The organism is Micromonospora sp. CCTCC AA 2012012, from assembly GCF_040499845.1.
Classification (GTDB): Bacteria; Actinomycetota; Actinomycetes; order Mycobacteriales; family Micromonosporaceae; genus Micromonospora; species Micromonospora mangrovi.
This window is the reverse complement of the sequence record NZ_CP159342.1, coordinates 182978-203462: the sequence shown is the minus strand read 5'-3', so window position 1 is coordinate 203462 and position 20485 is coordinate 182978. Positions and strand designations below refer to the sequence as shown.

The 20485-nt window shown below is 75.7% G+C and carries 19 protein-coding genes and 1 riboswitch; of the genes, 13 read left to right on the top strand and 6 right to left on the bottom strand.

Annotation, left to right across the window (positions count from 1 at the left end; genetic code table 11):
• Positions 1-14 precede the first annotated feature (14 nt).
• The 4 genes from ABUL08_RS00990 to ABUL08_RS00975 all read left to right on the top strand — a co-directional run bounded on the left by ABUL08_RS00990 (position 15) and on the right by ABUL08_RS00975 (position 5144).
• Complete coding sequence (locus ABUL08_RS00990) at positions 15-2132, top strand: HelD family protein (protein ID WP_350933722.1); 2118 nt, start codon at positions 15-17, stop codon at positions 2130-2132.
• 107 nt (positions 2133-2239) lie between these two features.
• Positions 2240-3154: a cation diffusion facilitator family transporter gene (locus ABUL08_RS00985; RefSeq protein WP_350933721.1), complete on the top strand. Its 915-nt coding sequence runs from the start codon at positions 2240-2242 to the stop codon at positions 3152-3154.
• A gap of 143 nt (positions 3155-3297) precedes the next feature.
• Positions 3298-3427, top strand: a riboswitch (cyclic di-AMP (ydaO/yuaA leader).
• A 4-nt stretch (positions 3428-3431) separates the two neighbouring features.
• A complete protein-coding gene (locus ABUL08_RS00980) occupies positions 3432-4511 on the top strand; it encodes a coiled-coil domain-containing protein (protein ID WP_350933719.1) in 1080 nt (359 codons plus the stop codon).
• Between the two features lie 123 nt (positions 4512-4634).
• Positions 4635-5144, top strand: coding sequence for a hypothetical protein (locus ABUL08_RS00975; protein ID WP_350933718.1), 510 nt, complete (start codon positions 4635-4637; stop codon positions 5142-5144).
• Between the two features lie 2 nt (positions 5145-5146).
• On the opposite strand, the gene ABUL08_RS00970 is transcribed toward ABUL08_RS00975, so the two are convergent.
• Positions 5147-5608: an SRPBCC family protein gene (locus ABUL08_RS00970; RefSeq protein WP_350933717.1), complete on the bottom strand. Its 462-nt coding sequence runs from the start codon at positions 5606-5608 to the stop codon at positions 5147-5149.
• Between the two features lie 86 nt (positions 5609-5694).
• Positions 5695-6057 (bottom strand): STAS domain-containing protein, encoded by a 363-nt coding sequence (locus tag ABUL08_RS00965; protein WP_350933716.1) that lies wholly within the window; start codon positions 6055-6057, stop codon positions 5695-5697.
• Between the two features lie 422 nt (positions 6058-6479).
• On the opposite strand from ABUL08_RS00965, the gene ABUL08_RS00960 reads away from it, so the two are divergent.
• Positions 6480-6881, top strand: a complete 402-nt coding sequence (locus ABUL08_RS00960) for a hypothetical protein (protein WP_350933715.1) — start codon at positions 6480-6482, stop codon at positions 6879-6881.
• A gap of 52 nt (positions 6882-6933) precedes the next feature.
• Here the strand turns inward: ABUL08_RS00960 and ABUL08_RS00955 are convergent, their stop codons facing one another.
• Positions 6934-8652, bottom strand: a complete 1719-nt coding sequence (locus ABUL08_RS00955) for a hypothetical protein (protein ID WP_350938422.1) — start codon at positions 8650-8652, stop codon at positions 6934-6936.
• Positions 8653-8867: 215 nt separating this feature from the next.
• On the opposite strand from ABUL08_RS00955, the gene ABUL08_RS00950 reads away from it, so the two are divergent.
• From ABUL08_RS00950 to ABUL08_RS00940, 3 genes are all read left to right on the top strand, one after another.
• On the top strand, positions 8868-9545 hold the full coding sequence (locus tag ABUL08_RS00950) for a BON domain-containing protein (RefSeq protein ID WP_350933714.1): 678 nt from the start codon (positions 8868-8870) through the stop codon (positions 9543-9545).
• A 66-nt stretch (positions 9546-9611) separates the two neighbouring features.
• Positions 9612-10109: a redoxin domain-containing protein gene (locus tag ABUL08_RS00945; protein ID WP_350933713.1), complete on the top strand. Its 498-nt coding sequence runs from the start codon at positions 9612-9614 to the stop codon at positions 10107-10109.
• On the top strand, positions 10106-10657 hold the full coding sequence (locus ABUL08_RS00940) for a DsbA family protein (RefSeq protein WP_350933711.1): 552 nt from the start codon (positions 10106-10108) through the stop codon (positions 10655-10657). Before ABUL08_RS00945 ends, ABUL08_RS00940 begins: the two co-directional genes overlap by 4 nt.
• A 4-nt stretch (positions 10658-10661) precedes the next feature.
• Here the strand turns inward: ABUL08_RS00940 and ABUL08_RS00935 are convergent, their stop codons facing one another.
• Positions 10662-13412, bottom strand: a complete 2751-nt coding sequence (locus ABUL08_RS00935; RefSeq protein WP_350933710.1) for a helix-turn-helix transcriptional regulator — start codon at positions 13410-13412, stop codon at positions 10662-10664.
• Between the two features lie 272 nt (positions 13413-13684).
• Between ABUL08_RS00935 and ABUL08_RS00930 the strand changes: the two genes are divergently transcribed.
• The 5 genes from ABUL08_RS00930 to serS all read left to right on the top strand — a co-directional run bounded on the left by ABUL08_RS00930 (position 13685) and on the right by serS (position 18960).
• Positions 13685-14104: a hypothetical protein gene (locus tag ABUL08_RS00930; protein ID WP_377522864.1), complete on the top strand. Its 420-nt coding sequence runs from the start codon at positions 13685-13687 to the stop codon at positions 14102-14104.
• The gene (locus ABUL08_RS00925) at positions 14101-15240 is read left to right on the top strand and encodes a zinc-dependent alcohol dehydrogenase (RefSeq protein ID WP_350933708.1); all 1140 of its coding nucleotides are present in this window, start codon (positions 14101-14103) and stop codon (positions 15238-15240) included. Before ABUL08_RS00930 ends, ABUL08_RS00925 begins: the two co-directional genes overlap by 4 nt.
• A gap of 28 nt (positions 15241-15268) precedes the next feature.
• A complete protein-coding gene (locus ABUL08_RS00920; RefSeq protein ID WP_350933707.1) occupies positions 15269-16447 on the top strand; it encodes a saccharopine dehydrogenase family protein in 1179 nt (392 codons plus the stop codon).
• Positions 16448-16493: 46 nt separating this feature from the next.
• Positions 16494-17564 (top strand): DNA polymerase III subunit beta family protein, encoded by a 1071-nt coding sequence (locus tag ABUL08_RS00915; RefSeq protein WP_350938420.1) that lies wholly within the window; start codon positions 16494-16496, stop codon positions 17562-17564.
• Positions 17565-17673: 109 nt separating this feature from the next.
• On the top strand, positions 17674-18960 hold the full coding sequence (serS, locus tag ABUL08_RS00910; protein ID WP_350933706.1) for a serine--tRNA ligase: 1287 nt from the start codon (positions 17674-17676) through the stop codon (positions 18958-18960).
• Here the strand turns inward: serS and ABUL08_RS00905 are convergent.
• Positions 18944-19846 (bottom strand): cytochrome c biogenesis CcdA family protein, encoded by a 903-nt coding sequence (locus tag ABUL08_RS00905; protein ID WP_377522862.1) that lies wholly within the window; start codon positions 19844-19846, stop codon positions 18944-18946. The two genes, serS and ABUL08_RS00905, sit on opposite strands and share 17 nt — an antisense overlap.
• Positions 19843-20481, bottom strand: a complete 639-nt coding sequence (locus tag ABUL08_RS00900) for a redoxin domain-containing protein (RefSeq protein ID WP_350933704.1) — start codon at positions 20479-20481, stop codon at positions 19843-19845. Before ABUL08_RS00900 ends, ABUL08_RS00905 begins: the two co-directional genes overlap by 4 nt.
• Positions 20482-20485: the final 4 nt, after the last annotated feature.

Sequence of the window (20485 nt, the reverse complement as noted above, 5' to 3'; positions counted from 1 at the left end):
CAGGAGCCCCCGCGTTGAGCGACCAGACCACCCTGGAACAGGAGATCGCCGCCGAACAGCGGCATCTCGACCGGGTGTACGCCCGCCTGGCCGAGCTGCGGCGGTCCGCCGCCGACGCGGAACGGGAGGGCTACCGGCTGGCCCGGGTCGGCAACTTCGGCGCGCTGGTGGAGCGGGACGCGATGGTCTTCCACGCGGCGCAGCGCCGGCACGTGCTGGACGCCGAGCACGAGGGGCTGGTCTTCGGCCGGCTGGACCTGCGGACCCGGCAGGTGCTGCACGTGGGGCGGCTCGGGGTGCGCGGCGAGAACGCCGAGACGCTGGTGGTGGACTGGCGGGCGCCGGCCGCCGCCGCGTTCTACCAGGCCACCCCGGCGGAGCCGATGGGTGTGGTCCGGCGGCGCACGATCGGCTCGTCGGCCGAGAAGGTGACCCGGATCGAGGACGACCTGCTCGACCCGGCCGCCGCCGGGCCGGAGATGGCGGTGGTGGGGGACGGGGCGCTGCTGGCCACCCTGTCCCGGGCCACCGGTCGGGGCATGCGGGACATCGTCGCCACCATCCAGCGGGAGCAGGACGAGGCGATCCGCTCCCCCGGCAACGGCGTCACGATCGTCTCGGGCGGACCGGGCACCGGCAAGACGGCCGTCGCCCTGCACCGGGCCGCCTACCTGCTCTATTCCGACCGCAGCCGGTACGCCGGCGGCGGCATCCTGGTGGTCGGCCCGTCCGGGGTCTTCGTCGAGTACATCGCCTCGGTGCTGCCCTCGCTCGGCGAGGAGACGGCCACCCTGCACTCGCTGGGCTCGCTCTTCCCGGGCATGTCGGCGTCCCGGACCGACCCGCCGGAGGTCGCGGCGGTGAAGGGGTCGCTGCGGATGCGCCGGGTGCTGGAGCGCGCGGCCCGGGACGCGGTGCCGGACTCCCCCGGTGAGCTGCGGCTGCTCTACCGGGGTGCGCTGCTGCGGCTGGAGCGCCCCGAGCTGGACCAGATCCGGGACCGGGCGCTGACCCGGGGCGCCCGCCGCAACGAGGTCCGCCGGGCGGGCTTCGACGGGGTCCTCGCCGCGCTGTACGCGCAGGCCCGCCGGATCGGGGTGGGCGGGCTGCCGGCGCAGCGCGCCTTCGAGGACGAGATCATCGAGCGGCCCGAGTTCCGGGAGTTCCTCAAGGCCTGGTGGCCGCGCCTGCACCCCCGGCACGTGCTGGGCTGGCTGGCCCGACCGGAGCGGCTGCGCCGGTACGCGGGCGGGATCCTCTCCGGCGCGGAGATCCGGCTGTTGACGGCGGCGTACCGGAGCCTGGCCGACGCGGGGCTGACCATCGCGGACATCGCGCTGCTGGACGAGTTGGACGCGCTGCTCGGCCAGCCGGTGCGCCCGGCGCGGCAGAAGCGCGACCCGTACCAGCTCGCCGGTGGGGTGCGCGAGTTGAGCACCGCCGTCGAGCGGCAGCGGGCCGCCCGCGACGCCGCCCGGGAGCGCCCGGAGGACTACCGGGAGTACGCGCACGTGGTGGTCGACGAGGCGCAGGACGTGTCGCCGATGCAGTGGCGGATGGTGGGCCGGCGGGGCCGGTTGGCGTCCTGGACGGTGGTGGGTGACCCGGCGCAGACCGCCTGGACGGGTGATCCGGAGGAGTTGACCCGGGCGCGGGACCAGGCGCTGGGGCGGCGGCGCCGGCACCAGTTCACGTTGACCACCAACTACCGCAACTCGGCGGAGATCTTCGCGGTGGCGGCGGCGGAGATCGGCCGGCTGTATCCGGAGCTGGCGCTGCCCACGGCGGTCCGCTCCACCGGGATCGCCCCGGTCGAGCGGACGGTGCCGGCGGCCGGGCTGCCCGCCGCGACGGTCGAGGCGGTGGGCGCGCTGCTGGCCGAGGTGGAGGGGACGGTGGGCGTGATCACGCCGGTGCCCCGCCGGGACGAGGTGGCCGGCTGGCTGGAGGGCGTCGGCGGCTCCCGGCTCCAGGTGGTGACCAGCCTCCAGGCCAAGGGCATGGAGTACGACGGTGTCGTACTGGTCGCGCCGAGCGAGATCCGGGCGGATCCGGGCTCCGGGGTGCGGACGCTCTATGTGGCGCTGTCCCGGGCCACCCAACGGCTCACCACGATCGACCCGACGGGCTGATCCGGCTCGCCGGCAGTTGCGGGGGCGGTTGCCCGGCGGTCAGTTGCACACATAGCGATGTGAACATAGATTGGGCCCGGCTCGGCCGAGGGACGGAGGGTGTGGGCGTGGGCGCAGGTCATGACCACAGCGGCGCGATCGCCAACGCCGCGCACCGCCACCGCGGTCGGCTCTGGGCCGCGTTCGGGGTCCTCGCCGCCCTGATGGCGGTCGAGGCGGTGGCCGCCTTCACGACCGGCTCGCTCGCACTGCTCTCCGACGCCGGGCACATGTTCACCGACGTGCTGGGCATCGGCATGGCGCTCGCCGCGATCACCGCCACCCGGCGCGCCGACACCGACCCGCAGCGCACCTTCGGGCTCTATCGGCTGGAGGTGCTGGCCGCGCTGGCCAACGCCGTGCTGCTCGGCGGGGTCGCCGTCTACGTCCTGATCGAGGCGGTCCGCCGGTTCGGCGCGCCACCGGAGGTGCTGGCCGGGCCGATGCTCGCCGTGGCGGTGCTCGGCCTGCTCGCCAACGTCGTCGCCTTCGCCCTGCTGCGCGGCGGGGCCAAGGAGAGCATCAACCTGCGCGGGGCGTACCTGGAGGTGCTGGGCGACCTGCTCGGCTCGCTGGGCGTGATCGGGGCCGCGCTGGTCATCGCGCTCACCGACTGGTGGTGGGCGGATCCGCTGGTGGCGGTGGCCATCGGCGTGTTCATCCTGCCGCGCACCTGGCGGCTGGGCCGGGCGGCGGTCCGCATCCTGGTCCAGGCCGCCCCGGCGCACCTCCAGGTGACCGCCGTGCACGACCGTCTCGCCGCGGTCCCCGGCGTCGCCGAGGTGCACGACCTGCACGTCTGGACGCTGACCTCGGGGATGGAGGTGGCCTCCGCGCACCTGACCATGACGTCGGGGGCCGAGGTGGGCGACGTGCTGGCGGCGGCGCGGACCGCGCTGCACGAGGACTTCCACATCGACCACGCCACGTTGCAGATCGAACCCGGAGCGTCAGCAGGTGCCTGCGGTGCGGTTGAGTGGTAATTAGCACACTCTTAAATCTGTGTGGTTATTGTAGTCATATGCCGGTTTTGCCCCGCTCGACACCGGCCGCGTACCGCGCCGGACCGGGGACACGCCGGTAGGCTCGACCGCGGCCTCCGCCGGGCGGCGCCCTCCGGCGCCTGCGGTGGCCGCCGCCTAATCGCCACAGGGCGAGCCGGGGAACCATGTTCGTGGGGTGCATCCGCGTCAGCGGTAGGGATCTTCCGTCCCGAACCCGTCAGCTAACCCGGTCGGCGGCTGACGGAAGGACATGTGCATGCCATCAGTGGCACCAGTACGACGGACGGCCGCCCGGCTGGCGGCCCTGCTCGTCACGACGCTCGCGTTCGGCGTCGTGGTCGCGCCGGTCTCCCCCGCGACGGCGGCACCCCCGCTGCGCGCCGCCGCGCCCGGCGACGACGACGAGGGCGGCACCCCGGCGCTGCGCGCCCAGCTCGACGCGGCGAGCAAGGGCTGGCTGGACGCGAAGGCCGCGCTGGCCCGCTCGATCAGCCGACAGCAGCAGCTCACCACCCAGCTCAAGACGGTCGAGACCGAGCTGGCCGCCCGGGACGCCAACGTCGGCGAGATCGCCGGGGTGGCGTACCGGGCCGGTCGACTGAGCGCGGCGTCGGCGCTGCTCAACAGCGGCAGCCCGGAAGGCTTCATGGACCGCGCCTCGGCGCTGGAGCAGGTCGCCGCGCACGAGGACCGGGCGCTGCGCGAGCTGATCGAGACCCGCGACCAGGCCACCAGCACCCGGACCGCGCTCGGCATCGAGATCCAGGAGCAGCGCAAGCAGGTCACGGTGATGGAGAAGCGCAAGCAGCAGGCCGAACGCGCCATCGAGGTGGCGAACGCCAAGGCCGACGCCCCCGCCCCCCGTACCGCCGACAGCGGCGGCAACCGGGGCACCTCCAGCGCCAACGCGACCCCGGCACCGCGCAACTCCGACGGCTCCTGGCCGCCCGAGTCGTGCAGCGTGGACGACCCGACCCCCGCCGACGGCTGCATCACCCCGCGCACCCTGCACGCCCTGCGGCAGGCGCAGGCCGCCGGCTTCAAGCGGTACGTCTCCTGCCACCGACCCAGCGGCTCCGGTGAACACCCGAAGGGGCGGGCCTGCGACTTCGCCGCGCAGACCGACGGCTTCGGCGGCGTCGCCTCCGGCGGGGACCGGACGTACGGCGACAACCTGGCGGCGTACTTCATCCGCAACGCCGACGCGCTGGCCGTGCTCTACGTGATCTGGTTCAAGCGGATCTGGCTGCCGAGCAGTGGCTGGAAGGCGTACAGCGGCGGCAACGGCGACCCGTCCAGCGACCACACCAACCACGTGCACCTGTCGGTCTACTGAGCCCCACCCGCGTCGCCCGGCCCGTCCCCGGGTCGGGCGACGCGGCTGCTACGTCGCCCGACGTACGCCGGGTGTCGCCGCCGGACCCACGACGCCGCGCTCCCCCGCGGCGATTATCGGGGCATGAGGCGGCTCTCCCCGACCACCCGCAAGGCGCTGCTGACCCTGCACCTGGTCACCTCGCTCGGCTGGCTCGGCACCGACCTGGTGCTGCTCATCCTGGGGATCGCCGGGCTGCGCGGCGCCCCGCCGACAGCGGTCTATCCGACCGCCGGGCTGGTGGTGACCTGGCTCTTCGCGCCGCTGAGCGGGCTGGTCTGGCTGGTCGGCGTGGCCAGCGCGCTGCTCACCCCGTGGGGGCTGCTGCGCTGGCGCTGGGTGCTGGTCAAGTTCACCCTCACCACGGGCATGCTGGGCCTGGTCCTGCTGCTCCTCACCCCCCGCATCCGGCGGCTCGGCGAGCTGGGCGCGGCGGCCTCCGGCCACCTGCGGGCCGACCTGGTCGTCGCCCCGGCCGTCTCCAGCACGCTGCTGGTCGTCGCCACCGTGCTGTCGACGTACAAGCCGTGGGGGCGGCTGCGGGCGGCCGCGCCGACGACCCGCCGGCCGGTCACCGCCGGGCGACGCGGCTGACCTCAGGCGGGGGCGTCCGGGCCACGGTCGAGCACCGCGCCGAGCCGGCTGGCCAGCCCCAGGTGGGCCGCCCGGGCCTGGCGGAAGGCGTAGCCGAAGAGCGGCGCCGGTGCGGTCAACGTGATCTCGACGTCGATCCGGACCACGCCGCCCGGCTCGTCCCGCAGCCGGGTGTGGTTGCGCACGGTGGTGGCCGGGCGCTGCCGGGCCACCGTCACCACCTCGTCCTCGGTCGCGATCAGCACGTCGGCCTGGTAGGTCACCGGGAAGCGCAGCGGGCCGGCCGCCAGCCGGTCGGTGATCGCATAGCTGGCCAGCGCGCCCGGGCGGGGCGTCAGCCGGCGGACGCGGACGATCAGCGGGTGCAGCTCACCCTGGCGGGTCAGGTCGCCGAGCAGGGCCGCCGCCTCCGCCCGGGAGCAGCGCGCCTGGACGGTGTAGCCGAACGTGTCCCGTCTGCCCACACCGTCTCCTCACCCGTGGCCGGTCCGGACGATCGTCCCGTACCGGGGACGGGCTGGCAACGGTCGCCCGGCGGTGCGGCGGGCGCTCAGGCGCCGGGCAGCACCTCGCGGGCGGCGACGCCGGCGAGGTAGGGCTCCGGGGCGCCGAAGAGGCCGAGCAGGCCGGTGACCCAGAGCTGGCGGTGCACGAACCGGCTGGGCTCGGTGACGACCAGCTTCACGCCACTCACCTCGGCGGTCTGGAAACCGGCGACCATGGCGCTGATGCCGACCGAGTCGATGAAGGTGACCAGCCGCATGTTCAGCTCGATGCGGGCCGGGCGGCCCTTCGCGAGCACCTCGGCGACCGCTTCGCGCACCTCGTACGCGGTGTCGACGTCGATCTCACCCCGCGGGGCGATCTCGATGACACCACCCGACAGAACCGACTTCACGATCGACAGGCTCACGCGAGCACCTCCACTCGCCCATACCGGGCGCCTCATCAGTACGCGGGCCGCGACCGAGAGTATTCCTCCGACGGCCTCGGTCGCCACCCCTCGGGATGAGCAATTCGCGAACCGACACAACGAACGGGCCGTATCCGGACTTTCCGGTTCCTATTTTCCCTCGGTGCGGGGTTCCCGGACCGCACCGACCGGACCGGCACCGGCCGATCCGCCGCATCAGGGTAGCGGGCCGGTGCCCGTCCGGCCGTACCCGGCACGCGCGCGCGTACGGGTGATTGACGGCACGTCCCGGCCATTCGACGCACCAGGTTTGCGGGGGTGCCCGACGGGGCACTGGCGCGGTGAACCGACAGTCGCGCGCCGGAGGGCCACCCGAGTCCGAAGTGGCCACCGGGCTCTGGCACCCCGAGGAGGTAGGCACGATGTTCGGAACCAACCTGCTGGATCGCCGCAAGCCGGAACGGATCGCGGACCAGGCCTGGCAGAACCTGGTCTCCGCCGTCAGCTCCGCCGGTGACAGCGTCCGGGACACCGCCCGGACCGCCCGTCGGGGCGGCTCCGGCCTGGCCGACGAGGCCACCGACCTGGTCGGCTCCGCCGCTGACGAGGCCCGCCGCCGGGCCACCCTCGCCTTCGACGCGCTCGCCGGGCGCCGGCCGGCGCTGCCGTGGACCCTGCTGATCAGCGCCGCGCTGGTCGGCGCGGCGATCGGCTGGGCGGCCGGCACCGCCGCCCGGGCCGCCGGCAGCCGCGAACGGGCCGTCGACGACATCGAGTTCGTCGACGTGGACCGGCCGAACTCCCCGGTCGGCCTCGACGGCTGACCACCCCGACCACCACGACGGCGGCGTCCCCATCCCGGGGGCGCCGCCGTCGTCAGTCCAGGTGGTAGACCCACCCGTCGCCCACCTGCTCCCGGCGGATCCCCAACCCGTCCACCGGCCGGTCCGCCGCGTCCCGCCACGGCGTGCCGACCGCGTACGCGGGCAGCAGCACCACCGTGCGCACCCCGACCCCGCGCAGGTACGCCACCGAGCCGGCGTCCGGGAAGGTCAGGCTGGCCGTCCGGATCTGCTCCTGGCCGGCCGGGGTGAACGACGCCAACCCGTTGACCACGCGCGGGAAGCCGTCGGTCGACCAGAGCATCACGTGGAACTCGCGGGTGCCGCCGCTGGGCAGCACCAGGGCCGGCCCGACCAGCCCGCGCAGCGCCGCCGGCTCGGTGGGCACCGGCACGTGCGGGGTGGTGTTCACCCCCTCCAGCAGCACCAGCAGCACCGGCAGGACCAGCACCCACTGCGCCCACCGCCGCCAGCCGGCCACGCCGGGCGGCAGCTCCGACCGGCGTACGGTCAACGCGCCGGCCGCCAGCAGCCCGAGCAGCAGCGTGGTCCAGAGCACCAGCCGGCCCGGGGTGCGCAGGCCGTCCCAGCCGGGCACGTGCTCGACGAGGGTGACGTAGCCCGGATCGCCGTCCCCGCCCAGCGTGGTCCCCGCCGCCAGCGCCGCGCTGACCAGCACCCCGACCGCGAGCGCCACCCGGTGCTGGATCCGCCAGACCGAGAAGAAGAGCCCGGCCAGGGCCAGCCCGAGCAGCACCATCCCGGGCAGCAGCGTCATCTCGGTGGGGAAGCCGAACGTCGCCCGCGCCGCCGCGTGCGGTCCACCCCAGAGCCAGGACTCCGGCGGCGCGGTGACGAAGCCGCGTACCGGCGGGGAGAACATCCCGATCTGGGCGACCGTCCGCCGGCCCTGCGGGTGCCGGGCCACCACCTCGAAGTACGGCGCGGCCATCAGCAGCGTCACCCCGGCGAAACCGGTGCCGCCGGCCAGGTCGGCCAGGAGCAGCCCGCGCGGGAACACCGGCCGACTGCGCCGCCGCCACCACGACCGGGCGTACCCGGCCACCCCGCCGAGGCAGAGCAGACCCAGGGCGTACGCGAAGGGCAGGCCGATGCCGAAGCCGAGCGTGACCTGCCACGCGGCGACCGCCCAGCCGGCCGCCGCCCAGCCGGGACGGACCCGTTCCGGCCGGTGGCCCCGACGCAGCGACCAGCCGTGCCCCCGGGCCAGCATGGCCAGCGCCAGGGCGATCCCACCGACGCAGAGCACGTGCAGGTGCCCGGCCTGGGCCAGCTTCCACGGCGCGTACGCGAAGGACGCCCCGGCCACCGCCGCGCCGGCCCGCCCCGCCCCCAACTGCCGGGCCAGCGCGTACGCCCCGAAGAAGGCCAACGCGTGCACCAGCACGTAGAGCACGTTGTAGCGGACCACCGCCGCCACCGGACCGGAGCCCAGCATCCCCGCCGGGGCGAAGCCGAGCAGGGTGTCGGAGTAGGCGTAGGTCCACGGCTCCGGGAAGAACGTGTTGGAGTGCCACACCCGCGCCGGATCGGTGCTCAGCGCGTGCCCACCCCAGGCGATCTGCCACGCCTGCAACGTCGGGTCGCCGGTGTCCTGGGGCAGCGTGCCGGTGACGTCCCGCAGGGTCGGCCAGGTCATCACGACGGCGAGCAGCAGTGCGCCGCACGCCGCCAGCGTCCACTCGTGCCCCACCACCCGGGCCGCCAGCCGGACCGGCCGGTGCCACCACACCCGCCGCGTCGGGACGGCCCGCCCCCGCGTCCCGACCCTCTGCGCCACCGCTCGCACCGTGCCTCCCCGTCCCCGCCCTGGATCGTCCCGCACCTTCACCTCCACGTCACCCCCGGCGGGTGAGGGCGGGTCACCCCGGACGGCGACAGGATCGCAGTCGGCGGGCACGCGTCCGCGCCCGCCCGAGCAGTCCGCGCCACGGAAGGGAGCCGGCGATGGCCACCGCCACGATCACCCGTACCGACCAGGACATCCAGTCCGACGTGCTCGACGAGCTGACCTGGGAGCCCCGGGTCCGGCCGAACGAGATCGGCGTGACCGTCACCGACGGGGTGGTCACCCTGACCGGCTGGGTGGACAGCTACGCCAAGAAGTGGGCCGCTGAACGGGCCGCGCACCGGGTCGCCCGGGTCCGCGCCGTCGCCAACGACCTGGCGGTCCGGATCGGCACCGGGGCCGCCAAGAGCGACCCGGAGATCGCCACGGCGGCGGTGCGCGCGCTGGAGTGGGACGCGTTCGTGCCGGTCGAGACGCTCGACGTGACCGTGGCGGACGGCTGGGTCACCCTGCACGGCCAGGTCGAGTGGGAATACCAGCGCCGGGCCGCCGAGCGCGCGGTGAGCCGGTTGACCGGCGTACGCGGGGTCAGCAACGGCATCACCGTCCGGCCCGGGGTCGCGGCCGACTCGCGGGACCTCGCCGAGCGGATCGTGGACGCGCTGGCCCGCAACCGGGCCACCGAGGCCGAGGGCATCAGCGTCCGGGTGCACGGCGACACGGTGGTGATGGCGGGGCTGGTCCACTCCGTACCGGAACGGGAGGAGATCGAGCGGGTCGTCTGGTCCGCGCCGGGCATCCGGGAGGTGCAGAACCACATCACGGTGGGGCGCTGAGCCGGCCGGAAGACCATCCCGCCCGGGTGAGCCCGGCTCACCCTTCCCGGAGCGAGCGTGGGAGCCATGACTGATCCGAACGGGCTGATCGGACCCGGGCGCCCCGCGCCCGGGTTCACCCTGCCGGCGACCCCGGACGGGCAAGCGGTGGGCCCCGGGCAGTTCCTGGGCCGTCCGGTGGTGCTCGCCTTCTATCCGGCCGACTGGACACCCGTCTGCGGCGACCAGATGGCGCTCTACCAGGCCGCGCTGCCGGAGCTGGAACGCCACGACGCGGTGCTGCTCGGCATCTCGGTGGACAGCCTCGCGTCGCACCGGGCGTTCGCCGAGCGGCAGGGCGTCCACTTCCCGCTGCTCGCCGACTTCGAACCCAAGGGCGAGGTGGCCCGCCGGTACGGCGCGTACACCCCGCAGGGGCAGGCGGCGCGGGCGCTCGTGGTGATCGACGCCGAGGGCACGGTGGCCTGGAGCCACCTCTCCCCGATGGACGTCAACCCGGGCGTGGACGGCATCCTCGACGCCCTGGAGGGGCTGGCGGACGAGCGGCGGGTGATGGCCCGATGACCACGCCACTGCAGGTCACCACCGCGAAGCTGCGGACCCCGGTGACCGGGACGGACCACGCCCGCGGGCCGGTCGACGCGCCGGTCACCATCGTCAAGTACGGCGACTTCCAGTGCCCGTTCTGCGGCGCCGCGCACCAGAACCTGACGGAGCTGCTGCGCCAGCGCGGCGAGCAGGTCCGGCTGGTCTACCGGCACTTCCCGATCGCCAACGTCCACCCGTACGCGGAGAGCGCCGCCGAGGCGACCGAGGCGGCCGACCGGCGGGGCCGGTTCTGGGAGCTGCACGACTGGCTCTACGAGCACCAGGACCAGCTCGACCCGGTGCACCTCTCACTCGGCGTCGAGCAGCTCGGCATGCCCCCCGACGAGGTCAGCGCGGAGATCGAGGCGCGGGCGTACGCCGACCGGGTGCGGCAGGACTTCGTCGGGGGCATCCGCAGCGGGGTGAACGGCACCCCGACCCTCTTCGTCAACGGCGCCCGCCACGACGGCGGCTACGACCTGGCGGAGCTGCTGGCCGTGGTGGACGCCGCGGCGAACCCCTGACCAGTCAGATCAGCCGCAGCTCACGGGCCCGCCGGACCGCCTCGCGCCGGCGGGTCGCGTCGAGCTTGCGGTAGATGTTGCGCACGTGCGTCTTGACCGTGTTGACCGAGAGCGACAACTCACCGGCGATCTCCACGTTGGACAGGATGCTCTGCAGGTAGCGCAGGATGGTCAGCTCCCGCTCGGTGAGCGGCTCGTCCAGGGCCCGGTCCGCCCGCTCGCGCGGCGTCTCGTCGGCGGCGTGCTCGTCCACCTCCCGGACCAGGTCGCTCACCGTCGCCCAGTGCGCCGTGCCGGAGTCGAGGTGGGCGGCGAGCAGGTCGCGTACCCCCGGCTCGCCCCGGGTGAAGACCCGGCGGAACCCCTCCGGCGCGGCCAGGTCGAGCACCTGCTCCAGGATCCGGCCGGCCCGCCGCTCGTCGCCGGCCGCGCGGGCCAGCACCGCGTCGAGCACCCCGGCGGCGAGGCGTACCGACAGCGGCCAGCCGTCCGCGCCGGGGGCCGACCAGTCGGGCAGCGCCTGCCCGGCGGCCCGGGGGTCGCCGGCCCGCAGCTCGACCCGGGCCGCCGCCACCCCCAGCACGGCGGCCACCGGCCCGTCCGCTTCGCCGCCCGGGGACGCGTCGGCGAGGAGGGTACGGGCGGTCTCCACGTCACCGACGGCGGCGCGCAGCTGCGCCTCGGCGGCGGTCAGCCAGGCGGCCGGCTCCGCGCCACCGACCGCCGGCTCCCGGGCGGCGGTCAGCGCGTGCAGGGCGGCGGCCTCCTCCCCCCGCTCGGCGAGCTGCTCCGCCCCGCAGAGCGCGGCGAGCGGGGCCACCCCGGGCTCCGCCACGGCCGGACCGGCCAGGGCCAGCTGCGCCGCCGCCTCCGCCGGCTCGTCCCGGTGCAGCGCCACCACCGCCAGCGCGAGGTACGCGTGCCCGCAGTCCACCCGGCACGACCAGCCCTGGCCGGGCGGCATCGTCAACGCCTCCGCCGCGGTCCGCTCGGCGACCCGCAGTCGACCGCGCAGCGCGTCGAGCAACGCCACCCGGCTGGCACAGACCAGCCCGGTACGGGCCCGACCGGTCTGCCGGGCGGCCAGCAGTGCCGTGGCGAACCGGTCCCCGGCGGCGCGCAGCTCCCCCTCGGCCAGCTCGACCAGGCCGAGCGCCGTACCGGCGACCGCCCGCGCGTCGGCGTCCTCCCCGGTTCCCGCCCGGGGATCGTCCCCGGGCCCCGGGGCGGTACGCGTGGCGAGCAGCCGGGCGGCGGCCCGGCGTACCTCCCCGTGGTCGCCGGCCAGCCGGGCCAGGGTGAGTTCCAGCGCGGCGGCCAGCCGGCGGAACCGGTCCCGGCGCGGCACGGGCAGCTCCCGGGCGTACCCGACGGCGGTCCGCAGGTGCCCGGCCGCCGCGGCGACGTCTCCCGCGTACGCCCGCTCCGCCGCGTAGGCCAGCGCCAGCTCCGGGTCGCGGCGCAGCGCCTCGACGGGCGGCTCGGCGGGCGGCGGGCCGGCCGGGACCGCCCGCTCGTACGGGGCCAGCTCGGGCCACTCGGCGATGAGCAGCTCGGTCGCCCGGTCCCACTCGCCGGCCGCCAGCGCGTGCCGCAACGCGTCGGCGGGGCGGCCGTTGCCCGCGTACCAGCCGGCCGCCCGGCGGTGCAGGTCGCGCAGCTCGTCGGCGGGGAGCCGGCCCAGCTCGGCGCGGAGCAGGTCGGCCAGGAGCGGCTGGCACCGGTACCAGGGCGGGCCGCTGTCGTCGTGGCTCAGGAAGCCACCATCGCGGGCCAGGTCGGCCAGGCGCTGCCCGGCGTCCCCGTGGCCGCTGACCGCGCCCGCCAGGTCCGCGCAGACGGCGTCGGCGACGGCGCTGCGCAACAGCAGGTCCCGGGCGTCCGGGTCGAGCGGGCCGAGCACCTCCTCGCGCAGGTAGCCGGCCACGTCCGGGTGGTCCCCGCCGAACCGCTCCACCGCGCGGGCCGGATCCGCCTCGGCGCGCAGGGCCAGCGCGGCGAGGCGGAGGCCGGCCGGCCAACCGCCGGTGCGTTCCCGCAGCCGGGGCACCGCGGCGGCGGGCAGCCGGACCCCGTGCGCCACCAGCAGGTCGGCCACCTCGTCGTCGGTGAGGGCCAGCTCATCCGGGCCCACCTCGGTCAGCTCCCCGGCCAGCCGCCAGCGGTGCAGCGCGAGCGGCAGCCCGGTCCGCGCGCCGACCACCAGCCGCAGCCGCTGCTCGGTGTGGCGCAGCAGGAACTCCAGCCCGGCCAGCGCCGCCGGGTCGGTGATCCGGTGCAGGTCGTCCAGGACCAGCAGCACCGGTCGTTCCCGGGCGGCCAGCGCGGCGGCGAGCAGTTCCAGCTGGTCCGGCCGGGGCGGGGTGTCCGGCACCGGCGCCCCGTCGTCCGGCCCGCCCTCGACGGCCGACCGCAGCGCCGCCGCCAGGTACGACCAGAGCCGTGGCCCGGTGTCGCCCTCCTCCACGCCGACCCAGGCCGGCGTCGTCGCGGTGTGCCGGGCCCAGGTGGCGAGCAGGGTGGTCTTGCCCCAGCCGGCCGGCCCGCGGACCAGCGTGACCGGCCCGGCCACCCCCTGGTCCAGCCGGTCCAGCAGGCGGGGCCGCAGCAGCAGCGGCTCCGGCGGCGCGGGCGGCGACAGCCGGGACGTCAGCAGCGGCGCCCCGGCCGGGGCGGTCAGCTCGGGCGCGACCTCGCCGGTCACCGGCTCCGACGGCGTCCCGGCCACCTCGACGCGGCTGTACTGCTCCGCCATGCGGCCCCTCCCCCGTCGTGCCCGCCCCGGTCGTGCCGGCAGCGGTTACCCGACCCGGCCGGGTTCACCCCTTCGGGGCGAGCCGGCTTCACCCGGGTCGGCCGGATCGTGGGGGGACGCGGGCGGCCGACTTTGCTCTGCACCGGTGGAGGCGACACCTGGAGGCGATCTGTGTTGCATGGGCTGCAGCAGAGCACAGGCGTGCGCCGCCCGGTGACCCACGGCGAGGCGAGGGGCAGGTGACACGGATGGGACGGCTGGCCGGTGGCGGGATGGCGCTCGCGGTGCTGGCCGCCGGGGCGACGGCGGTACGGGCGCTGGTCGTACCTCGGCGGGCGGGCTGGCCCCGGGCGGCCGGGCCGGACCCGCGGCCCGGCCGGTGGCAGGTGGTCACCGTGGCGGGCCGCCCCGAGGACGTGCTGCCCACCGGCCGCTGGCCGGAGCCGCTGCGCCGGCTGGACGGCGCGGTCGAGCTGCACGCCCGGCCCGCGCCCGGCGGACGTGGCACCGAACTCGCCGCCCGGCCGCTGCGCGGGGAGGCGGCGCTGCCCGGCCCGGCCGCGCACCTGGTCGGCGACGACCTCGGCCTCTTCCTGCGGGAGCGGCTGCGGCAGGTGAAGCAGCTCGCCGAGACCGGCGAGGTGCTGCGCGCCGACCGGTCGCCGGTGGACCGGCCGGAGGCGGCCGGGTGAGGGCGCTGTGCTGGGCGGGCACCGACGAGCTGGCGGTACGCGAGGTCCCCGACCCGGAGCTGCGCAACGCCCAGGACATGATCGTCCGGGTGCGGCGGAGCGCCACCTGCGGCGCCGACCTGGCCCTGCTCGGCGGGCGGACGCCCTTCCTGGCCGTCGGGGACGTGCTCGGGCACGAGTTCCTCGGCGAGGTGGTCGAGGTCGGCCCCGAGGTGCGCCGACACCGGCCCGGGGACCGGGTGGTGGTCTGCGCCGCGGTCTCCTGCGGCGCCTGCTGGTTCTGCCGGCAGGGCCTCTTCGCCTGCTGCGACAACGGCAGCACCGGCCCGGCGGTCACCGAGGCGGCCTGGGGGCAGCCGACCGGCGGCTGCTACGGCCACCCCGGCGCGCTGGGCGGCTTCGCCGGCAGCCACGCCGAGTACGTCCGGGTGCCGTACGCCGACGTGGGCGCGTTCCGGGTGCCGGAGCCGGTCAGCGACGACCGGGCGGTGTTCGCCTCCGACGCCGCGCCGACCGGCTGGATGGGCGCCGAGCTGGGCGGGGTGGGGCCGGGTGACGTGGTGGCGGTCTGGGGCGCGGGGGCGGTCGGGCAGCTCACCGCCGGGGCGGCCCTGCTGCGCGGCGCGGAACGGGTGATCGTCGTCGACCGCCACGACGACCGGCTGCGGATGGTGCAGCGGCACGTCGGCGCGGAGCCGCTCAACTACCGCTACGTCGACGTCGCCGCCGAGCTGCGGGAACGCAGCGGTGGCCGGGGGCCCGACGTGTGCGTGGAGGCCGTCGGCGCGGAGGCGGAAGCACCGGGGCGGTGGGGCGGCGGCGCGGACCGGCCGTTGGCGCTGCGGGAGGCGGTGCACTCCTGCCGCAAGGGCGGCACGGTGGTGGTCCTCGGCACCTGGACGGGTTTCGTGGACGCGTTCCCGCTCGGCGCGGTGATGAACAAGGGGCTGAGCGTACGCAGTTCGCGGCAGCACGGGCAGCGGTGGATCCCGATGCTGCTGGACCGGATGGCCCGCGACGAGCTGCGTACCGAGCACCTGGCCACGCACCGGCTGCCGCTGGAGCGGGGCACGGAAGGCTACGCCCTGTTCCGGGACCGGGCGGACGGGTGCGTACGGGCGGTCTTCTCGCCGTGACCGGCCGGGCAGGTGGCACACTCGGCGGATGCCTGACGATCGCCCGTACGACCTCGTCCTGTTCGGCGCGACCGGCTTCACCGGCGCCCTCACCGCCGAGTACCTGGCCCGGCACGCCCCGACGTGGCTGCGCTGGGCCCTCGCCGGTCGCAACCCCGGCAAGCTGGCCGGCGTCCGGGACCGGCTGGCCGCGATCGACCCGGCGCTGGCCGGGCTGCCGCTGCTGACCGCCGACGTGACCGACCCGGCGTCGCTGCGCGCCGTGGCGGAGAGCGCCCGGGTGGTGGCCAGCACCGTCGGGCCGTACGTCCACCACGGGGAGCCGCTGGTCGCGGCCTGCGCCGCCGCCGGGACCGACTACCTGGACATCACCGGTGAGCCGGAGTTCGTCGACCTGATGTACGTGCGGCACCACGCCGAGGCGGTCCGCACCGGCGCGCGCCTGGTGCACGCCTGCGGCTTCGACTCGATCCCGCACGACCTCGGGGTCTGGTACACCCTCAAGCAGTTGGACACCTCCGGGCCGGTCACCGTGGACGGCTACGTCCGGGCCGGCGGGAAGTTCTCCGCCGGGACGTACCACTCGGCGCTGACCGCGTTCTCCCGTACCGGGGAGATGAGCCGGGCGGCGAAGGCCCGCAAGGCCGTGGAGCCGCGTCCGGAGGGACGCCGGGTGCGGGCGGTGCCGGGAAAGGTGGGCCGGGCGAAGGAGATCGGCATGTGGGCGGTGCCGCTGCCCACCATCGACCCGCAGGTGGTCCGCCGCTCGGCGGCGGCCCGCCCGGAGTACGGCCCGGACTTCCGCTACCGGCACTTCGCCGCGATGAAGCGGCTGCCGACGATCCTGGTCGCCGGGGTCGGCATGGCCGGCCTGGTGGGGCTGGTGAAGCTGCCGCCGACCCGACGGTGGCTGCTCGGCCGGCTCGCCTCCGGTCAGGGGCCGACCGCCGAGCAGCGGGCGAAGTCCTGGTTCAAGGTGCGTTTCGTCGGCACCGGCGGTGGCCGGACCGTGCTCACCGAGGTGGCCGGCGGCGACCCCGGCTATGACGAGACCGCCAAGATGCTCGCCGAGTCCGCGCTCTGCCTGGCCTGCGACGACCTGCCGCCCACCGCCGGTCAGGTCACCCCGGTCACCGCGATGGGCGACGCCCTCCTCGACCGGCTCACCCGCGCGGGCCTCACCTTCCGGGTGCGGACCGACGGTTGACCCTGAAGTGGGTCGAGGGCACAGGATCTCCGCCGTGGAGAGCGAACTGCGCAGCATCGGCGAGCTGGCCCGGGCCAGCGGGCTGACGGTGAGCGCGCTGCGGTTCTACGACCGCTCCGGCGTGCTCGCCCCGGCCCGGGTCGACCCGGTCACCGGCTACCGCTGGTACGCCGACGACCAGGTCGACCCGGCCCGGCTGGTGGCCGCGCTGCGCCGGGTCGGGATGCCACTGGCCGGGATCGCCGCCGCGCTGCGGCACCGGTCGGAGCCGGCGGTGGTCGGCCGGCTGCTGGACGCGCACCTGCGCCGGCTGGAGGACGGCCTCGCCGACGCCCGCCGTGAACTCTCCCGGATCCGTGCCCTGATCGAACCGGAGGAGTTCCCGATGACCACCCGCCTCGTGCTGTCCCGTGTCGACCTCGCCGCCGCCGTCGACGCGGTCCGCTTCGCCGTCAGCGCCGACCCGGAGCTGCCGATGCTGGCCGGGGTGCTGCTGGAGGTCGAGCCGGACGGCCTCCGGCTGGTCGCCACCGACCGCTACCGCCTGGCCCTGGCCCGGGTCGGCGGGACGGTCGACGGCCCGCCGCTGCGGGTGCTCGCCCCGGTCGGGCTCGTCGACGAGGCCCGCGCCCTGCTGGACCCGGGGACCGCGCCGGAGGTCCACGTCACCGTGACCGGCGACGACGTCCGGTTCTCGGTCGCGGACCGCAGCGTCGGTGCCGCCGCCCTGCCGTACGACTTCCCGGACCACCGGCGGCTGCTGCACGGCAAGGGCACCGGCGCACCGACCCGCCGGGTGCCGGTGGACGTGGTCGCGCTGCGCGCGGCGCTCACCGCCGACGGCGTGCCGGTGCACGTGCACGACCACGACGGGGTACGCGCCGAGGTGACCGTGCTGGGCGTGGACGCCGGGGGTGGCCTGCGGGTCGTCGCCCCGGACGACACCGACGGCGACGCGCTCCGGGTCGGCGTGAACCGGGAATATCTGCTCGACGCGCTCGACGCGGGTGACCGGGGGCAGTTGGTGCTGGAGCTGGACGGCCCGATCGCCCCGCTGGCCGTCCGCCGCCCCGACGACGAGCACGCCTTCTCGATCCTGATGCCGATCCGGCTCTGATCCGGGTGCCGCGCGGGCGGAGCACCCGGGTGCGGCACGGGCGGAAACGGGCGCGACGGTAGCATCTGGGGGTCCCACCTGACTGCCTGGACGGAGGCGTACGAGCAGCATGCTCGACATGGAGTTGATCCGGAAGGATCGCGAGGCGGTGGCGACCGCGCTGGCGAAGCGTCTGGATCCTGCCGAGGTCAACCGGGCGCTGGACGAGATCCAGCGGCTCGACCAGGAGCGCCGCGCCCTGATCAGCGGGATCGACGCCGAACGGCAGCGCCGTAAGGCGGAGTCGCGGGCGTACGCGCAGGCGAAGCGGGCCGGCACCGCGCCGGAGCCGAGCGCCCCGGAGGCCGAGCGCAAGCAGCTCGCCGAGCTGGAGTCCCAGCTGGACGAGGTGCAGTCCCGGCTCCGGGAGGCGATGAGCGAGCTGCCCAACCTGCCCGCCGAGGACGTGGTGCCCGGCGGCAAGGAGGCGAACCGGGTCGTCCGCACCTTCGGTGAGCCGCCGGCCATCGCGCAGGTTCGTGACCACGTCGAGCTGAGCAGGTCGCTCGGTCTGGTCGATCACGAGCGGGGCGTCAAGCTCGGCGGTTCCGGCTTCTGGATGTACACCGGCATCGGTGCCCAGCTGGAGTGGGCGCTGGTCAACTGGCTGATCGAGCAGAACGTCAAGGCCGGGTACGAGTTCCTGCTCCCGCCGCACCTGCTGCTGGACACCGCCGGTTTCGCCGCCGGCCAGTTCCCCAAGTTCTACGACGACGTCTACCACCTGGACCGGGAGTCGGCGCCGCGCGGGCAGTTCCTGCTGCCCACGTCGGAGACGGCGATCCTCGGGGCGTACCAGGACGAGATCCTGGAGACGGCGAAGCTGCCGCTGAAGCGGTTCGCCTACACCCCCTGCTACCGCCGCGAGGCGGCCGGCTCGCACTCGGACGAGCGCGGCACGGTGCGCGGTCACCAGTTCAACAAGGTGGAGATCTTCCAGTTCACCCTCCCCGAGCAGGCCGACGCCGCGCTGGAGGCGATGGTCGGGCACGTGGAGGGCCTGGTCGAGCAGTTGGGCCTGCACTTCCAGACCAGCCTGCTCGCCGCCGGCGACGCCAGCGCCTCGATGAAGAAGACCCTCGACATCGAGGTGTGGATGCCGAGCACCGGGAAGTACAAGGAGGTGTCGTCGGTCTCCTGGGCCGGTGACTACCAGGCCCGCCGGGCGGCGATCCGCTACCGCGAGCCGGGCGGCAAGCAGACCCGCTTCGTGCACACGCTGAACGGCTCGGCGCTGGCCACCAGCCGGCTCTTCCCGGCCATCGTGGAGCAGTTCCAGCAGCCCGACGGTTCGGTGCTGGTGCCGGAGGTGCTCCGCGACAAGCTGGGCACGGACCGGCTCACCCCGCTCCGCTGACCACCCGCGCACGGCGGGCGTCGGATCTTCCGACGCCCGCCGTGCGTCGTCTCCGGAACGCCGCGGCGCGCCGCCCCAGGCCCAGCAGCAGGAGCGCGGCCAGGGCCGCGGCGAGGACCGCCGGGCCGGCCGCGGCCAGCCCCGCGACCAGGGCGTGCTGGAGCCGGGCGGCGGCGAGCACGACCGGGTCACCGAAGGCGTCGTGCCGGCCCTGCGCGAGCCGCACCTCGTACCAGCCGTACCAGGCGACGTAGCCGCCGGCCAGCAGGAGCACCAGGCCGCTGAGCCGGGGCACCCACGCGCCGGCGCCGCGCAGCCGGGCCACCAGCCGGCCGCGCAGCAGCGCCACACCGAGCGCGGCCACCGCGAGGACCAGGGCCATGCCCGTCGCGTACGCGCCGAAGAGCGCCAGCCCGCGCAGCGTCGAGCCGGCCTGGAGGCTGGTCACCACGATCGCCAGGAACGGGGCGATCGAGCAGGTCAGCGACGCCAGGGCGTACGCCATCCCGAAGAGCGCCATGGACGGCCAGGAACGGGTCAGCCGCGGGGCACGGGTGAGCCCGCGCGGGGCGGGCAGTCGACGCCCGGCCAGCAGCCAGCAGCCGGCCGCCACCAGCAGCACGCCGAGGGTCACCGTGGTCCACGGCAGCCGGGGGCGCAGCCGGTCGGCCAGCGGGGCCAGGGCCAGCCCGAAGGCGCCGAAGACCAGCACGTACCCGAGGGTGAGCCCGACCGTCGCGGTGAGCGCGCGGCCCACCGCGCCGCGCCCGTCGGGCGGACCGGCGACCAGCAGCGAGAGGTACGCCGGCAGCATCGCGAAGCCGCACGGGTTGACCGCGCCGAGCATGCCGGCGGTCAGCGCGAGCAGCAGCGGGCCGGTCATCAGCCGGCCAGCTCGGCGACCCGACGGCTGAGTGACTCACCGTCGAGGAAGCCCTGCTGGACGACCCGGCCGTCCCGGTCGATGATCAGGAAGGTGCTCTGCTCGACCACCTCGAAGCGGCGCCACAGCGCACCGGCCCGGTCGTCGAGCTGGGGTGTGCCGCCGAGGTCGAACTCGGCGACGAACTCCTTCATGGCCTTCTGCTCGCCGAGGCCGGCGACGCCGATGATCGGCACCGTGTCGCGGTACTTCGGGGCGATCTCGGCGACGGTCCAGGCCTGGCTGGCGCAGGTGGCGCACCAGGGCGCCCAGAACCAGAGCACCACCGGCTTGCCGGCCAGCCGGGCGGCGGAGAAGGTCGTACCGTCGAGGGTCTTCGCGCTGAACGTCAACGTCTCCGGCACCCGGGCCGGGACCACCGGCGGCGCGGCGGGCGTCCCGGTCGGCGCGGCCACGGCGCTGGCGGTCGGCGTGGCCGACGCGGTGGCGGGCGACGCGGCGGCGACGCGCACCGGCGACCCCGGCTCCGGGCCGACCGCGCAGGAGGCCGCGCCGAGCAGCGCGGCGACGAGCACGGCGGCGGTGCCCAGGCGTCGGGGCGGGACCGCCCGAGCCGGCGCTGACGTTCGACGCGGCATCGCG

Excerpts from the sequence above, each read along its gene's own strand:
- ABUL08_RS00980 (WP_350933719.1), top strand. The coding sequence starts at position 3,432 with ATGCCATCAGTGGCACCAGTACGACGGACGGCCGCCCGGCTGGCGGCC.
- ABUL08_RS00975 (WP_350933718.1), top strand. The coding sequence starts at position 4,635 with ATGAGGCGGCTCTCCCCGACCACCCGCAAGGCGCTGCTGACCCTGCAC.
- ABUL08_RS00960 (WP_350933715.1), top strand. The coding sequence starts at position 6,480 with ATGTTCGGAACCAACCTGCTGGATCGCCGCAAGCCGGAACGGATCGCG.
- ABUL08_RS00950 (WP_350933714.1), top strand. The coding sequence starts at position 8,868 with ATGGCCACCGCCACGATCACCCGTACCGACCAGGACATCCAGTCCGAC.
- ABUL08_RS00945 (WP_350933713.1), top strand. The coding sequence starts at position 9,612 with ATGACTGATCCGAACGGGCTGATCGGACCCGGGCGCCCCGCGCCCGGG.
- ABUL08_RS00940 (WP_350933711.1), top strand. The coding sequence starts at position 10,106 with ATGACCACGCCACTGCAGGTCACCACCGCGAAGCTGCGGACCCCGGTG.
- ABUL08_RS00935 (WP_350933710.1), bottom strand. The coding sequence starts at position 13,412 with ATGGCGGAGCAGTACAGCCGCGTCGAGGTGGCCGGGACGCCGTCGGAG.
- ABUL08_RS00930 (WP_377522864.1), top strand. The coding sequence starts at position 13,685 with ATGGCGCTCGCGGTGCTGGCCGCCGGGGCGACGGCGGTACGGGCGCTG.
- ABUL08_RS00920 (WP_350933707.1), top strand. The coding sequence starts at position 15,269 with ATGCCTGACGATCGCCCGTACGACCTCGTCCTGTTCGGCGCGACCGGC.
- serS (WP_350933706.1), top strand. The coding sequence starts at position 17,674 with ATGCTCGACATGGAGTTGATCCGGAAGGATCGCGAGGCGGTGGCGACC.
- ABUL08_RS00900 (WP_350933704.1), bottom strand. The coding sequence starts at position 20,481 with ATGCCGCGTCGAACGTCAGCGCCGGCTCGGGCGGTCCCGCCCCGACGC.